At 69.7% G+C, this 13,805-nt stretch carries 14 protein-coding genes; 10 read left to right on the top strand and 4 right to left on the bottom strand.

The features are described 5' to 3' along the window. Window positions 1-6 precede the first annotated feature (6 nt). The 6 genes from SOM11_RS05135 to SOM11_RS05110 all read left to right on the top strand — a co-directional run bounded on the left by SOM11_RS05135 (window position 7) and on the right by SOM11_RS05110 (window position 5,677). A complete protein-coding gene (locus tag SOM11_RS05135) occupies window positions 7-891 on the top strand; it encodes a flagellin (protein ID WP_320477409.1) in 885 nt (294 codons plus the stop codon). After that, window positions 888-1,301, top strand: a complete 414-nt coding sequence (locus tag SOM11_RS05130; RefSeq protein ID WP_320477408.1) for a flagellar assembly protein FliW — start codon at window positions 888-890, stop codon at window positions 1,299-1,301. The genes SOM11_RS05135 and SOM11_RS05130 overlap by 4 nt, the downstream gene beginning before the upstream one ends. Before the next feature lie 90 nt (window positions 1,302-1,391). Further along, window positions 1,392-2,636, top strand: coding sequence for a PQQ-dependent sugar dehydrogenase (locus SOM11_RS05125; protein ID WP_320477407.1), 1,245 nt, complete (start codon window positions 1,392-1,394; stop codon window positions 2,634-2,636). Window positions 2,637-3,185: 549 nt separating this feature from the next. Then, window positions 3,186-4,280 (top strand): hypothetical protein, encoded by a 1,095-nt coding sequence (locus SOM11_RS05120; protein ID WP_320477406.1) that lies wholly within the window; start codon window positions 3,186-3,188, stop codon window positions 4,278-4,280. 21 nt (window positions 4,281-4,301) lie between these two features. Continuing rightward, window positions 4,302-4,757, top strand: coding sequence for a SprT-like domain-containing protein (locus SOM11_RS05115; protein WP_320477405.1), 456 nt, complete (start codon window positions 4,302-4,304; stop codon window positions 4,755-4,757). Between the two features lie 275 nt (window positions 4,758-5,032). After that, window positions 5,033-5,677, top strand: a complete 645-nt coding sequence (locus SOM11_RS05110; RefSeq protein WP_320477404.1) for a CGNR zinc finger domain-containing protein — start codon at window positions 5,033-5,035, stop codon at window positions 5,675-5,677. A gap of 329 nt (window positions 5,678-6,006) precedes the next feature. On the opposite strand, the gene SOM11_RS05105 is transcribed toward SOM11_RS05110, so the two are convergent. Continuing rightward, complete coding sequence (locus tag SOM11_RS05105) at window positions 6,007-6,312, bottom strand: DUF427 domain-containing protein (RefSeq protein ID WP_320477403.1); 306 nt, start codon at window positions 6,310-6,312, stop codon at window positions 6,007-6,009. Between the two features lie 111 nt (window positions 6,313-6,423). Further along, complete coding sequence (locus tag SOM11_RS05100) at window positions 6,424-7,020, bottom strand: hypothetical protein (RefSeq protein WP_320477402.1); 597 nt, start codon at window positions 7,018-7,020, stop codon at window positions 6,424-6,426. Between the two features lie 209 nt (window positions 7,021-7,229). On the opposite strand from SOM11_RS05100, the gene SOM11_RS05095 reads away from it, so the two are divergent. Both SOM11_RS05095 and SOM11_RS05090 read left to right on the top strand, forming a co-directional pair. After that, on the top strand, window positions 7,230-7,718 hold the full coding sequence (locus SOM11_RS05095) for a hypothetical protein (RefSeq protein ID WP_192060980.1): 489 nt from the start codon (window positions 7,230-7,232) through the stop codon (window positions 7,716-7,718). A gap of 144 nt (window positions 7,719-7,862) precedes the next feature. Continuing rightward, window positions 7,863-8,528 carry a DUF1684 domain-containing protein gene (locus SOM11_RS05090; protein WP_320477558.1) on the top strand — a complete coding sequence of 222 codons (666 nt, stop codon included), beginning with the start codon at window positions 7,863-7,865 and terminating at the stop codon, window positions 8,526-8,528. A 103-nt stretch (window positions 8,529-8,631) separates the two neighbouring features. Here SOM11_RS05090 and SOM11_RS05085 read toward each other — a convergent pair whose 3' ends face one another. Then, window positions 8,632-8,985, bottom strand: coding sequence for a hypothetical protein (locus SOM11_RS05085; protein WP_320477401.1), 354 nt, complete (start codon window positions 8,983-8,985; stop codon window positions 8,632-8,634). A gap of 77 nt (window positions 8,986-9,062) precedes the next feature. Further along, entirely contained in the window at window positions 9,063-9,542 is a 480-nt protein-coding gene (locus SOM11_RS05080; RefSeq protein WP_320477400.1) for a hypothetical protein, read from the bottom strand. A gap of 38 nt (window positions 9,543-9,580) precedes the next feature. Between SOM11_RS05080 and SOM11_RS05075 the strand changes: the two genes are divergently transcribed. After that, a complete protein-coding gene (locus tag SOM11_RS05075) occupies window positions 9,581-10,669 on the top strand; it encodes a hypothetical protein (protein WP_320477399.1) in 1,089 nt (362 codons plus the stop codon). Window positions 10,670-10,682: 13 nt separating this feature from the next. Next, window positions 10,683-13,115 (top strand): glycoside hydrolase domain-containing protein, encoded by a 2,433-nt coding sequence (locus SOM11_RS05070; RefSeq protein ID WP_320477398.1) that lies wholly within the window; start codon window positions 10,683-10,685, stop codon window positions 13,113-13,115. Window positions 13,116-13,805: the final 690 nt, after the last annotated feature.

Below are 13,805 nucleotides of genomic sequence, written 5' to 3'. Positions count from 1 at the left end.
CGGACGATGATCAGCCGCGTCACCGACCAGATGAACAGCCTGCGAGCGCAGCAGCACCTGATGTCGAGCAAGACCCGCGTCGCCGAGAGCCAGGATCGCGCGTCGAGCCTGCAGAGGATCGGCAGGCCCTCCGACGACCCGACCGGCGCCGCCGAGGCCATGCGCGTGAAGAACCTGCAGGCGGCCGCCGCCCAGCAGTCGCGCAACGCCGACGACGGCGACGGCTGGCTGTCGACCGCCGACGGCGCCCTCTCGGCGGCCGACTCGATCATGGCGAAGGTCCGGCAGCTCACCATCCAGGGCGCCAACACGGGCGCCACGGGGCCCGCCGCGCTCGAGGCGATCGCGATCGAGCTCGAGGGCCTGAAGAAGGACCTGCTCGGCACGGCCAACACCAGCTACAACGGCCGCAGCGTCTTCGCCGGGACCTCCGACGCCGGCGTCGCCTGGACGGACGACTACACCCACACCGGGTCCGAGAGCGGCACCGTCGTGCGTCGCGTCGGCCCCGAGACCACCGTCCGCGTCGACGCCGACGGCCGGACGGCCTTCGGCACCGGCGACGACTCGGTGTTCCGCCTGATCGACGACATCGTGACCGACCTCCGCGGCGGGGTCAACGTCAGCGCCCACCTCGCCGACATCGACACTCGCGTCGGCGACCTCCGCGGCGTACAGTCGTCGGTCGGAGCGAGCCACGCTCAGCTATTGAGAGCCAAGGACACCCTGATGGACACCAAGGTCGGACTCGAGGCCCAGCGATCCGGCATCGAGGACCTCGACCTCGGGCAGGCCGTGCTCGAACTCAAGCTCCAGGAGAACAGCTACCAGGCGGCGCTCGCCGTCACCGCCCGGGTCGTCCAGACCTCGCTGATGGACTTCCTCCGATGAGCGGCATCACGCGGACCCCGGTGCGCTTCGTCGCCCCGCCGTTCGGCCTCGAGCCGAAGGTCGACTTCGTGCTCGACGAGATCGAGGGCGCCGTCGGACTCTTCGCCCTGCGCGCCGTCGACGCCGCCGTCGACGACGCCGTCGACGCCGCCGACGTGCGGCTGTTCGTGCTCGACGCGTCGGTGCACCTGACCGACTACTCGCCGGTCATCACCGACGAGCAGACGGCGCTGCTCGAGCTGACCGACGCGGACGACGCGATGCTCCTCGTCGTGGCGACCCCCGCCTCCTCGGGGATGACGGTGAACCTGCTGGCGCCCGTCGTCGTCAACCGGGTGACCGGGGCGGGTGCTCAGCTGATCCTCGAGGGTCAGGACTGGCCGCTCCGGGCGGAGCTCGGCCCCCGCTGACGAGGCCGCCCATCGGTGTCCTCCAGAGTGCGGACACCCGCGTCACGGTCCGTTAACGATGGAGCGCTCGGGCCCTCCGGGGTGCTCGCCATGCTGTCTCATGGGGTGATGCACGAGGCGCGGAAGACCACCCCCCGGGGGCACCGCGCCGTCCGCCCGCGGCTGCTCGCCACGGGTCTCGCGCTCACCGCGGGTCTCCTGCTCGTCGCCGGCTGCACGAGCGAGGTGCCCACCGCCGGGCCCGCGCTCTCCGACGCCTCGTCGTCGTCGGCGCGTTCGAGCGGACCGGCCGACGTCGGGCCCTCGCCGGTGGCCGCCACGACGAGCACCGACGGGGTCACGATCGCCGACGACGCCGAGACGACCGACGTCGCCACCGGACTCGAGGCGCCCTGGTCGGTCGTCCGACTCGACAGCGGCTCGGCGCTCGTCAGCCTCCGCGACAGCGGCCGCGTGGTCGAGCTCACCGCCTCGGGCGAGCTGCGCGACGTGGCGCGGATCGAGGGCGTCGTGCACGAGGGCGAGGGCGGGCTGCTCGGTCTCGCGGTGCTCGGCGGGGCCCCGTCGTACCTCTACGCCTACCTGACCACCGCCGACGACAACCGCATCGTGCGCGCGCCCATCACGGGCACGGCCGGCTCGTACGGGCTGGGCGGCGTCGAGGAGGTGCTGACCGGCATCCCCAAGGCGTCGAACCACGACGGCGGGCGCCTGGCCTTCGGCCCCGACGGCATGCTCTACGCCACGACCGGCGACGCCTCCGACCCGACCGCCGCGCAAGACCCCGACTCGCTCGGCGGCAAGGTGCTGCGCCTCTCGCCGACCGGCGCCGTGCCGTCCGACAACCCGATGCCGGGCTCGCCCGTCTACACGCTGGGGCACCGCAACCCGCAGGGCATCGCGTGGGACGCCTTCGGGTCGCCGTGGGCCGCCGAATTCGGTCAGAACACCTACGACGAGCTGAACTCGCTGTCGCCGGGCTCGAACTACGGTTGGCCCGAGGTGGAGGGCCGGGGCGATGACGGCGACTTCCTCAACCCGGTGCTGCAGTGGTCGACCGACGACGCGAGCCCGAGCGGTCTCACGGCCGTGGGCTCGACGCTGTTCCTGGCGGGGCTCGGCGGCGAGCGGCTGTTCGAGATCCAGGTGCCGGCGACCTCGGCGGCGACGCCCACCGAGCGGTTCACCGGCGACCGGTCGCTCGGCCGCATCCGCGACGTGCTGCCCGGGCCCGACGGCACCCTCTGGCTCGTGACGAGCAACACCGACGGCCGAGGCTCGCCCGGCGCGGACGACGACCGCATCGTCTCGGTGCCGCTGACCCGCGCGCCCTGACCCGCGCCTCGCCCCGCGCGCGCCCCGCGCGCCCCGCGCCCCGCGCCCGCTCCGCGTGCGCCACCCCGTCGAAGTGCCCCAAAACGTTGCTCCCCCGCCCCCGACCCCCCGCTTCGGGGCACCTCGTTCGCCACCGCCCCCGCGCCCGCGCCCGCCGCGCGTCGAAGTGCCCCAAAACGTCGCTCCTGCGCCCCCGACCCACCGCTTTGCGGCACCTCGTTCGCCGCCGCCGCGCCCGCACCCGCACCCGCGCCTCCCGCGCTCCCCGCGCGTCGAAGTGCCCCGAAAGGTTGCCCCCGCGGCCCCGATGCCCCGCTTCGAGGCACCTCGTTCGCCAGCCCGGCGCCGCGCCGCCCCGCCCACCCCGCGCCACCGCTTCGAGGCACCTCGTCCACCAGCCCGGCGCCGCGCAGCGCCGCCCCGCGCCACCGCTTCGAGGCACCTCGTCCACCACTGCGACGGCGGGCGCCTCGCGAATCGGGGCGGCAAGCGGGTGAGCCTGCGCGCCGTGCGGTCCGTTCGCGGGGCGGGCGGTTACCCTCGTACACGATGAGCGAGCACGACCCACACCTCGGATCCGCACCCGGCAGCGCCCGCCCCCAGAGCGTGCCCCCGGGCCTCGCCGCGCCTGCCGGCTCGAGGCTGGGCGGGGCCGGCGGTTTCGAGCCGATCAGCCTCCGCACGGCGGTCGACGTGCCCGCCGCCGAGGCCCGCCTCGGTGCGCTCGGGCAGAGCCGCAGCACCTCGGCCCTCGGCGAGCGCGCCGATCTGCTGAGGCTGCTCGGTCGTCTCGACGAGGCCCTGGCGATCGCCGAAGAGGCCTTCCGTCTCGCGCACTTCACCGGCGATCGGGCAGACTCGACGGCTGCGCGGATCCGTCGGGCGCACATCTTCCGTGAGCAGGGCAAGCTCGAGCGTGCGCTCAACGACCTGCACACGAGTCTCATCACGGCGTCGACCGAAGAGTGGCGCGAGCTCGAGGCCGCGGCCGCCGAGCTCGAGGGCTACACGCTGCTCGAGCTCGCCCGCCACGATGAGGCGCGGGCGAGTCTCGCCCACGCGCTGACCGCCTACGCGGCGAGCGGCGCCCCGCGCGATCGCGCGGTGGATCTCCAGAACGCCATCGACGACATCCTCCGGGCTTACCTCGCGCAGACCGACGGCCAGTCGGCCGAAGAGCTCGACGACCCCGCTTCCGGAGGCGCGGCCGAGGTCTTCGACGCCGGTCACGACGCTCCCCGCCCCGGCGACACGAACCCCACCGGCGGTCTGCCGTCCGAGTCGCTCGTCGACCCCGCGGCCGCCGCGCGGGCCGCCGCGACGCGCACCGACGACTCCGACGAACGTGCGGCCCGCCACGCCCGGCGCGACGAGGTGCCGCCCGCCCCCGAGAGCGACCGCCCGGTGCGAGCCGACACGAGCCTGTGGGGCAAGATCTCGAGCCTCGCCGCGAACGCCGCCGGTCACCGCGAGGGCGACCGGTTCCGCGACTCGTCCCCTCGGTCGGACCGTGGTGCGACCTTTGGCCGACCCGACGACGAGGACGCCGAGACGACCCGACCGGGCGCGACCGGTGTCACCGGAGTCGTCGACGCCCTGCCCAAGGACGACCAGCCGTCGACCTGGCCGTTCCCGCCCCGGTGACCCGCGCCTCCTGATCCGCTCATGGCCGATCTCGATCGGGTGAGGCGCTGGGCCGACGCGCTGATCGCCCTGCATCTCGACCCCGCCGTCTGGAGCTTCGGCTTCGACAACGCCAAGACCCGCGCCGGGCTGTGCAACTACACGCAGAAGCGCATCACGGTGTCGAAGCACCTGGCCGGTCGGTACGACGACGACGAGATCCACCAGGTGCTGCTGCACGAGGTGGCGCACGCCCTCGCCGGGTCGAAGGCGGGGCACGGACCGCGCTGGAAGTCCGTCGCGACCGATCTCGGCTACATCGGCAGCCGTCTGCACGACGGGGCGATCGCGTCGGATCTCGCTCCGTGGGTGGGCCTCTGCTCGGAGGGGCACGAGCACTTCCGGTACCGCGAGCCGAAGCGCCCGCTGTCGTGCGGGCGCTGCTCGCGCAGGTACGACCCCGACCACCTCATCACCTGGACGAAGCGCGAGCCCTGACCCGCGCCTCCTGCCCCTGCCCCTGCCCCTGCCCCTGCCCGTCGATGAGTCACAACACGCCGCGGGCCGGGCGGGTAGCGCGGCGTGTTGCGACTCCTCGGGGTGGGGCAGGCAGAACCCGCTCAACCCATGAGTCACGACACGCCGCGGGCCGCCGTCGCACCGCGGCGTGTTGTGACTCATCGACGGCGGGGGCGGGGGGCGAGGGGGCGGGGGGCGAGGGCAGAGCGGCAGCGCGGGAGCCGAGGAGGCGCGTAACCGGTTAGAGTGGTTCGGTGCAGACCGGACAGTGGCTCAGATCAGACACCGACACCCGCTGGTTCTTCGACTCGGGCTCGCTCGGGCTCGACTTCGCCTACCTCGGAGGGTTCCGCGCCGGCTCGCGCTTCGGCCCCGAGTCCGGGCTCGCGCTGCCCGCCGACGGGTCGACCCCGTGGGACGGCCTGCTGCTGCCGCCCGACCTCGACGACTGGATCGGCGAGCGCTTCGACGGTGTCGCCGGTGCCGCGGGCGATCGCGAGCTCGCCGACGCCCGGGGTCTGCGCGACGCGATCGCCCGGCTCGCCGTGGCCGCAGCGGACGGCACCTCGACCGATCCGCAGGACGTCGACACGCTCAACCTCTTCGCCGCGCTGCCCGATGTGCCGCCGTCGCTCGAGGGTGGTCGGCGTCAGGCCGGTGCGGGGCGGCTCCGGCTGGGGCAGGCCATGGCGTCGGTCGCCCGCGATGCGGTCGCGCTGTTCACGACGGTCGGGTTCGGCGGCGGGCCGGACTCGCGGATGCGGCGCTGCTCGAACGAGGCGTGCGGGCTGGTCTTCTACGACGAGTCGCGTGCCGGCAGCCGCCGCTGGTGCTCGATGCAGCGCTGCGGCAACCGCGCGAAGGTGCGAGCGCACCGCCAGCGCACCGCCGCCCACTGACCCCCGCCGCAGCGCCCGCCCGCTCGGCCGCCTCGCGCTGCACCCGCTGCGCCGCCTGCACCGCGCGCCGCCAGCACCCCCGCACCGCTCCCCCTAAGTCGCCAGCACCGCCGCGCCGCTCCCCCTAAGACGCCAGCACCCCCGCGCCGCTCCCCCTAAGACGCCAGCACCCCCGCGCCGCTCCCCCTAATACGCCAGAAAGTGAACACGACGCCGCGTATAAAGCTGGCGTCGTGTCCATCTCCTGGCGTCGTGGCGTCGTGGCGCGTGGCGACCTGGCGTCGTGGCGACGAGTGCGGCCTGACGGGCCCGACCCGCGCCTCCTCGGGTCAGTCGACGATCTGCACGTCGTTGTAGAAGGCGACGTAGCCCGAGTAGTCCGAGCCGACGCGGTCGAACGACGACGGGATGGGGGTGGGGTAGCTCCAGGCGCGGTCCTTCAGCAGGGTGTCGCCCGATCGGACGCTGAAGTACTGGGTGTCGCCCTTCCACGGGCAGTGGTACTGGGTGGGGCTCCTCTCGAGCAGGCTCTCGTCGACGCTCGACGGCGGGAAGTACCAGTTGCCCTCGATCGAGACGAGCTCGTCTTTCGGGGCCTCGGCGACGACGGTTCCGTCGGTGAGCACTGCCTTCATGGTTCCTCCAGCGATTCGGGCGACGGGTGGTCGCGATGCGGCACAGGCTACGCCGCGCCCCCGACAGTCGGCACCGGGGCAGGAGGCGGAGTGCAGGAGGCGCGGGTCCGCTCAGAAGGCGCGGGTCGCCGACACGAGGTCGGCCCGGCCGGTCGCGACGAGCTCTCCCGCCGAGGCCGAAGACGTGAGCAGGTGCGACGTCGCCCGCCGGAGCGACACCGCGGCGGCGCAGGCGACCGCCGCCTCGGGCGACGACGAGTCGATGCCGACCGCGGCGAGCGCGTCGACGACGGCTCCGGCGGCGAGCTGGTCCTCGACCGCGGGGCGGAAGCCGTCGGGCTCGACGGCGCCGGCGGCGACGATCGCGACGACGGCGCGGTCGCCCCGGTCGGCCTGCCGCTCGAGCACGCGGCGGGCGACGCCGTCGGCGTCGGCGGGGGTCGTCACGAGCAGCACCTCGACGGTCTCGGCGTGCACGGGCCCGTCGCCGCGCTCGGTGTCATCGGCGCCCTCGCTCCGGTCAGCCCCTTCGGACCCCTCGGCGACGGCATCGAGCACGGCGGCGACCGTCTCGTCGGTCGAGAGCAGCCCGTGCCCGTCGAGGGCGTCGACGACCACGACGAGGTGGGCGCCGGGTGCGATGCGGCCGGCTCCGGCGATGCCGTGGTCGAGCCTGACCTGGTACTTCTGCTGGCCGTGCGCGTTCATCCCTCCACAGTAGGTCGGACGAGCGGGGCGGTGGCCGAGCATGACGCGCGATGACGGACCGCCGCGACCCGCGCCTCCTCGGCCCCTCCACCGGCGAGTCCCCTCCACAGGCGAGCCCACCCACGGCCCCCACGCCCGCGACACCCCCTCCGCAGGCGGCCCCCTCCACAGACGGCCCCCTCCACAGCCCGCAGGAGTTGGATCGACGCATGCACGTGCAGCTCAAGATCCGCCTCGCCTGCCCCGTCGACGTCGCGACCGACGCCCTCCGCGACCCCCGCGTGATGGTCGCCGTGACGACGCCCCTGGTGAAGTACCGCTCGGATGCGCCCGAGGGCTTCCCCGAGCGCTGGACCGAGGAGGCGCATCCCGTCTCGGCGAGCATCCTCGGCGTCCTGCCCCTCGGCAGCACGCACGTCGACCTCGACTGGCACGAGCGCGACGGGGCGTGGATCCAGCGCGACACCGGTACGGGCACGAGCGGCCAGTTCGCCCGGATGCGCATCAACCACCGGATGGCGGTCTCGCCCGACGGCCCGGACGGGACGCTGCTGCGCGACCGCATGGAATTCCACGCCGGCGCCCTCGGCCTGCTGCTCTGGCCCGGGCTCTGGGCGACCTGGCAGTGGCGGGCACTGCGCATGAAGGCGCTCGCACCGACCTGGCGCGGGGCGCCGACGCACCCGAAGCACGCCTAGAAGGCGCTCGACGGGCGGGCGCCGGAGCATCGCGGACCTGAGAAGGAGGCGCGAGCAGTGTCGGAGGCGCTGCGTACGGTGGATGACGTGACCGACCCGACCCGCGCCTCCTCGTCTTCTGAAGCATCCGACTCCGCGACCCCTGTGGCCGCGGCAGGGAGTGAAGGGCCCGGGGCCTCGGCCCCTAGCGCGGCCCGGTCGGCGCTCGACATCGCGTCGTGGCGTCGGACGATCCACCGCCTCTACCGCGATGTGCGCGAATCGGCGGATCTGACGGAGGCGCACGACCTCTGGCGACGCACCCGCGACGAGCTGTTCACGACGCACCCGTCGACGCCGCTCCTGCCCGAGGACCGTCCCGGTTTCACGGGGCTGCCGACCACTCCGTACGACCCGGCCTGGCGGTTCGAGGTGGCGGTCGAGCCGGTCGAGACGCGACGCATGGTCGTCGAGACGGGCACCGACGGCGATGTGCAGTTCGACCTGGTGGGCGTGGCGGATGTGCCCGGCGTCGGGCGGCTCGACGTGTGGAAGCTCGTGCAGTACGGCGGCGGACTGTTCGTGCCGGTGAAGGATGCGCTGGCCGGCAAGCCGGGAGGGACGTACGGAGGCGGTCGGTACCTGATCGACTCGGTCAAGGGCGCCGACCTAGGCGCGGGCACCGAGCCCGGCACGATCGTGCTCGACTTCAACTTCGCCTACAACCCGAGCTGCGCCTACGACCCCGCCTGGGCCTGCCCCCTCGCCCAGCCGGGCAACACGGTCGCCGTGGAGATCCCCGTCGGCGAGCGCTACGGGACGGTGCGCTGACGCGTCGCGTGCCAGGCGGAGTCGCGCCGCTTCCCAGGCACTTCCGAGGCCGACTCAGGGCCATCGATCGTCATCACGGAGGACCGGCGACCTCTGGGTCCTCTCATCGTGGTCGAGCGCCGAGGCACTCGTCGTCGCCTGCCGCGTCATCGCGGTAGGACAGCCGGATGTTGGCCTCATCCGCGATGACGGCTCCGTGCACGGTGGCGCCGGAGTCGAGGGCCGCCGCGTAGAGGTCGTTGCACAGAGCATCGGCCTGACGCGAGTCCTCGAGGCTGTCGGCGGCGACGATCAACACGACGGTCTCTCGCCGCACATGGAGCGAGATGAGATCGAGTGGATCATCGTCGCGGCCCCCTCCAGCCACCCAGGCGGCGGAGACCGACTCGGCTTCGGGTGAATCGGTGATCCACGTCGCCGGAGCAGGGTCCGCGGCGTCTTCCGTGACGACGTCCATGCCGCAGGCGCTGACCGTCGCAACGGAAGCGAGAGCTATGAGAACCGTCAGCAGTCGTCGGGCACGTGTGCGGCTCATCACGACGCGGGGGCCGTTCGAGCGCCCCCCGTCGCGACGCACGACAGGGCCGTAGCGGCGTAGACCGTGCCGGAGGTCGCGACGACGAGCACCCGAGCCGACTGGTACCCCGTGTTCACGTTCTTGTTCGTGTGGCCCCCGATCGTGCCCGCGACGGTTCGTTTTCCCGTTACGCCGGGCAGTCGCCAATACGTGATCTCGGTGTAGTGCGCATAGGACTCGACGTGGGCCTTGACGGTCCGATTCGGGCCGCAGGTCTTCTCGTACACGACCGACGAGTAATGCCTCGCCTGGGGTGGGGCGCCGTGCGCCTCCGCGACGGGCGCGATGCCCAGGGCGCCCACCAGGGCCGTCAAGGAGAGGACGGCAGCACCTCGGCGGGAGCGGTGCCTGGATCGACTGGACTCGGCGCGCTGGAGGGTCGCGTCGTCGTCGCTCTGCGCGTTCTGGGGAAGGTCCTGGGATCGAGAGATAATCATGGTGGTATTCCTATCGCACGTTAGTCATACTGTCCAGCATGTTCATTGCACATGTCTCGCGACGCCAACTGCTCGGCGTGGCCACACTGGGTGCGGCGATGCCGTTCGTCGTGGGCGCAGCAGGTGACGCGTCCACTGGAGCACCCGCCCGAGCATCCTCGAAGGACGACGAAAGCACACCACCGGGCCTCAGAATCACATCGGAAGACTTCCGGACGATCGGCGTCTTCGCGGCCGGCTTCACCTCCGAAGACACGATCCGGTGCGCTCGCAGCATCGTGCTCTCGAACATCGACGCGGAGTCACTGTCTCTGAGTCTCGAGTTCGACCCGCGCCTCTATGACGTCTCGGACGGCGTCACACTGATCAACGACGACGGAACGCTCTACATCGAGACCCCCGCACCGACCGTCATCTCTCCGTCGAGATCCGTTCTGACGTTCCAGATCGACGCAGCGGCAATGGGGCAGGATGACGCTGAGGTCTCCATCCCTCTCGCACCTGCCGACAGATATCCGGCGGAGGACTTGGCACCCGTCACGGACACGACCGTGACCGTCTCCTCCGCGGGCGACGCCGTGGTCCGAGAGACCTGGGGCACGATCTCCTCGACACCTCTCTCGCGCGCCTGGGGCGCTGAGGTCTCCGCCGGGTGGGCCGACGTGGCCGTCAGCCAAGCAGGAGCGACACGCCAGTACCGCGTACCGACGGTGATCCGATGTCGGAGCATAGGCCCGCAGGCGATTCCCGAGCGGGCCGTCGTCACTGTGACGCTCGACGGTGCGATCACTTCTCCGCCCGTGCTCACGTCGGTGATGATCGACGACGAGCCCGCCGAGCTCGCCCGATTCGGAACCTCTCTCCGCCGCGACGGCGGCGCGTACCTGTTCGACGTCACGACGCCCGACGAAGTAGCCGCTCAGTCGACGCTGATGCTGGTCTTCGTCGACCCCGTACGTCGCGGGCGAACCGAACCCCGTGTCGACTCACTGCACATGGCGACCGTCACCCTCCGATCTCCGGAGAATGCAGCCGAGCGGCGCCGCACCACGACGAGCGACTCGGCCGTCGACATCTCCTCATCGGGAAATCCACTCGCCCCCGACGCCGCCACCGGCACGATCTGAAAGCGAACCATCCATGTTCAGAGACCTCGAAGTCGAACGAGCCCAAAAGCACCTGAACGATACCTACGGACACCATTCGTGGTTTACGCGGCTCACCCTCGACGGCCAGACCGGCTGGTCGACGATGTTCGCGCTGACCCGCGCTCTCCAGCACGAGTTGGGCATCTCGGCGAAATCGGACTCGTTCGGTCCGACGACGATGTCGACCTTGACCTCCAAGGTCGGCTCTCTGACGACGACGAACGCCGCGTCACACCGGGCGATCACGGCACTTGCGCAATGCGGCCTCTGGTGCAAGGGCTACAAAGGGGGTGCGACTTTCGGATCGTTCTCGTCGGACGTCGCTACGGGGATCATCGAGATGAAGGCGGACATGGGACTGCCGCCCACGGCATCCCTGCCTCCCAAAGCCTTCAAGAGTCTCCTCACGATGGATGCGTACAAGCGCGTCGGGAGAGGAACCGCGGCCATCCGCGACATCCAGAAGTGGATGAATTCGCGTTATCACTCACGTCGGGACTTCTTCATCGTTCCCTGTGATGGCATCTTCTCTCGAGACGTGCAGCGTGGACTGATGCTTGCTCTTCAGTACGAAGTCGACATGGAGGACGGCGTGGCGAACGGGAACTTCGGACCGGGAACCCAAGCCGGGATCAAAAGCAAGGGGCTCGTCTCGTCGGGCTCTCGAGACACGACGCGATCCTTCGTGCGTCTCTTCCAGTCAGCGCTGACGCTCAACGGCTACGAAGCTCCTTTCGATGGCGCGTTCGGCGACTCCACGGCTGCAGTCGTGCGGTCGTTCCAGTCGTTCGCCGAGTTGAGCACGACCGGCGCCGGCGATTTCCGGACTTGGGCCTCGCTTCTCGTGAGCACCGGTGACACGAGCAGGCCTGGCACGGCCGCCGATGCATCGACGGTTCTGACGCCTGCCACGGCCGCTCTTCTCAAGGCACATGGCTACAACACTGTCGGGCGGTACCTGTCGGTGGCCGCGAAGCGGATCGCACCCGGGGAACTGGACGTCATCTTCGATGCGGGGCTGAAGGTCTTCCCCATCTTCCAAGAATGGAACAATGCGCCCGGATACTTCACTGAGGCAGCCGGTTACGGGCAAGCGGTTGCTGCCGTCAAACGGGCCCGCAACCTCGGATTCACGGCCGGCACGACCATCTTCTTCGCCGTCGACTACGACGCCACGGCCACTGAGATCCCGGCCCTGATAATCCCCTATTTCCGTGGCATCGCCCGCGGAGTCGCCTCGTCTCGCCTCGTCCAATACAAAGTCGGCATCTACGGCACACGAAACGTCTGCTCACAGGTCTCCGAGGCCGGTCTCGCCGCGAGCTCCTTCGTCAGTGGGATGTCGACCGGATACAGCGGAAACCTCGGGTTCCCCCTGCCCAAGAACTGGGCATATGACCAGGTGCTCGAGTACAAGCTCACCTCCGGCGCGACGAGCCTCGAGTTGGACAAGGACATCGCATCCAGTCGAGCCGACCCTGTGGGTCGCGAGCAGGTTCTGCCTGTCCCATACACCATGAATGGGTCGTCGACTCTTTATGACGAACAATTCGCTTGGAATTTCACAGAGCACAGTCACCTTGCTGAAAGCCATGGCCACGAAGACTGGTCGGGCAAGACATATTCTGATTTCATTTTACATCGTTTTCAACGGCCACAATATTGGCAAGATTCTGCAATTTGGAAGATTTACACCCCATTACCGGAGAATCTACTTGGCGGCGTGTCGAATCCATACCGTGATGCTCTGCGGCTAGCCCGCGGCGACTACGAGCGTGACGCTAACAGTGTTGGCACTCCCACCAAGCCTGGCGTCGACCTTGCTCACTTCGCGGCTTCTGTACGCTCATACATGACCTGGGGCGTACCTGAATCAGGCGTCACAACAGAAATAGGCGATCTGGGTGGATGGGCTCTCGACCTCGCAACCTGCTGGGGCGAGTATGTCGAACAGCGACGCAAAGGCCCAGTCACTGGCGGGCTGACGGCATTCCCACGCAGGAAGATCGGCGGGCCCGACGGATACTTCACACGAAGCGACCTCCTGGCCGATACCGATGCTTTTCTTGTCGCGAAACGCATAGGCAGGGATCCAAATCGCCCTCTTTCAGACGTCATGCGCGAGTTGCGCCGCGATGAACTTCGGCATTTAGACCACGACTTGCAGCTTTTCTACGAGCAACGATTCGGGGCTTCTAAAGATTTCTTAAAGCGGGCAATTCGACGGGTTCTAGATCGCTCTACGTGGGGACCGGATGCCCAGGTACCCGCTTTTGTATTCCTACGCGACAAGAGATTCCCCGGGCAGCAAGCCCTGATCCCCGATCCTCGAGATCCCGGCGACGCCGAACTCCTTGGCGAGATCGACGAGTTCGTCGATGCCGCTTCGACAAGGCTCGTCGATCTATTTCTAGGCAGCTCATGAGTCCGATTCTGATCACCAGGCTGCTCACCCTCTGCTCTGCACTCATCACATTCGCACTCATCGGGGCGCAGAGCCTCGTACTGTCGATCTGGGCTCTTGAGACAGTATGTGGAGGCGTCCGGCCTGTGCAATTGATCAGGATCGGTCTGGCGACGACCCTGACAGGTTTCATTCTGATAGGGAGCGGACGTTTCGTATCCCGACGTGATCAGAGCCAGAAGGCAGCCTCCGTCACAAGAGGCGTCCGCGCCGGTGCAATGCTGGGATTCGTATTCACCGCACTGCCTGCCTGGTTTCTCGTCTCGGCCATCTGGATACTAGGACTCTGGGGCTCCCAGCAGATGGCGACCATGATCCTGCAGACGACGATCACCCTGGCCGTGACATCGACAGCACTTCTCACCATCGCCCCCGTATGGGCTCAACTCGGGCCCCGAACAGGGTCGCGTCGAAGGTCTGCGGCACCGCATCGCTTCGGTCACACCCAATGGACCATGTTCGCCCTGATGCCCGTCTGCCTGCTCGCAGCATCGATGCTCGCCGAAGCCACCTTCGGGGCGCGCTGCCGTCCGTAGAGGACCCGCGCCTCCTCGGCACCCCCGTCGCGCTTTCCGTGCACCTCCGCTAGGCTGGGGTCACTTGCGAGTCGGCCTGACCGGCTCCCTGCGTCGTAGCACGCCCCTCCCCGCC

Origin of the sequence: Frigoribacterium sp. CFBP9029 (assembly GCF_034045305.1) — a bacterium.
In the GTDB taxonomy this organism is placed as follows: domain Bacteria; phylum Actinomycetota; class Actinomycetes; order Actinomycetales; family Microbacteriaceae; genus Frigoribacterium.
The sequence above is the reverse complement of the archived record's forward strand: the minus strand, read 5'-3'. Positions and strand labels throughout refer to the sequence as shown.

Coding starts and splice junctions, on each gene's coding strand:
- SOM11_RS05085 (WP_320477401.1), bottom strand. CDS start 8,985: ATGGACGTCGTCACGGAAGACGCCGCGGACCCTGCTCCGGCGACGTGG.
- SOM11_RS05115 (WP_320477405.1), top strand. CDS start 4,302: ATGGCCGATCTCGATCGGGTGAGGCGCTGGGCCGACGCGCTGATCGCC.
- SOM11_RS05080 (WP_320477400.1), bottom strand. CDS start 9,542: ATGATTATCTCTCGATCCCAGGACCTTCCCCAGAACGCGCAGAGCGAC.
- SOM11_RS05100 (WP_320477402.1), bottom strand. CDS start 7,020: ATGAACGCGCACGGCCAGCAGAAGTACCAGGTCAGGCTCGACCACGGC.
- SOM11_RS05070 (WP_320477398.1), top strand. CDS start 10,683: ATGTTCAGAGACCTCGAAGTCGAACGAGCCCAAAAGCACCTGAACGAT.
- SOM11_RS05075 (WP_320477399.1), top strand. CDS start 9,581: ATGTTCATTGCACATGTCTCGCGACGCCAACTGCTCGGCGTGGCCACA.
- SOM11_RS05105 (WP_320477403.1), bottom strand. CDS start 6,312: ATGAAGGCAGTGCTCACCGACGGAACCGTCGTCGCCGAGGCCCCGAAA.
- SOM11_RS05130 (WP_320477408.1), top strand. CDS start 888: ATGAGCGGCATCACGCGGACCCCGGTGCGCTTCGTCGCCCCGCCGTTC.
- SOM11_RS05125 (WP_320477407.1), top strand. CDS start 1,392: ATGCTGTCTCATGGGGTGATGCACGAGGCGCGGAAGACCACCCCCCGG.
- SOM11_RS05120 (WP_320477406.1), top strand. CDS start 3,186: ATGAGCGAGCACGACCCACACCTCGGATCCGCACCCGGCAGCGCCCGC.
- SOM11_RS05095 (WP_192060980.1), top strand. CDS start 7,230: ATGCACGTGCAGCTCAAGATCCGCCTCGCCTGCCCCGTCGACGTCGCG.
- SOM11_RS05135 (WP_320477409.1), top strand. CDS start 7: ATGATCAGCCGCGTCACCGACCAGATGAACAGCCTGCGAGCGCAGCAG.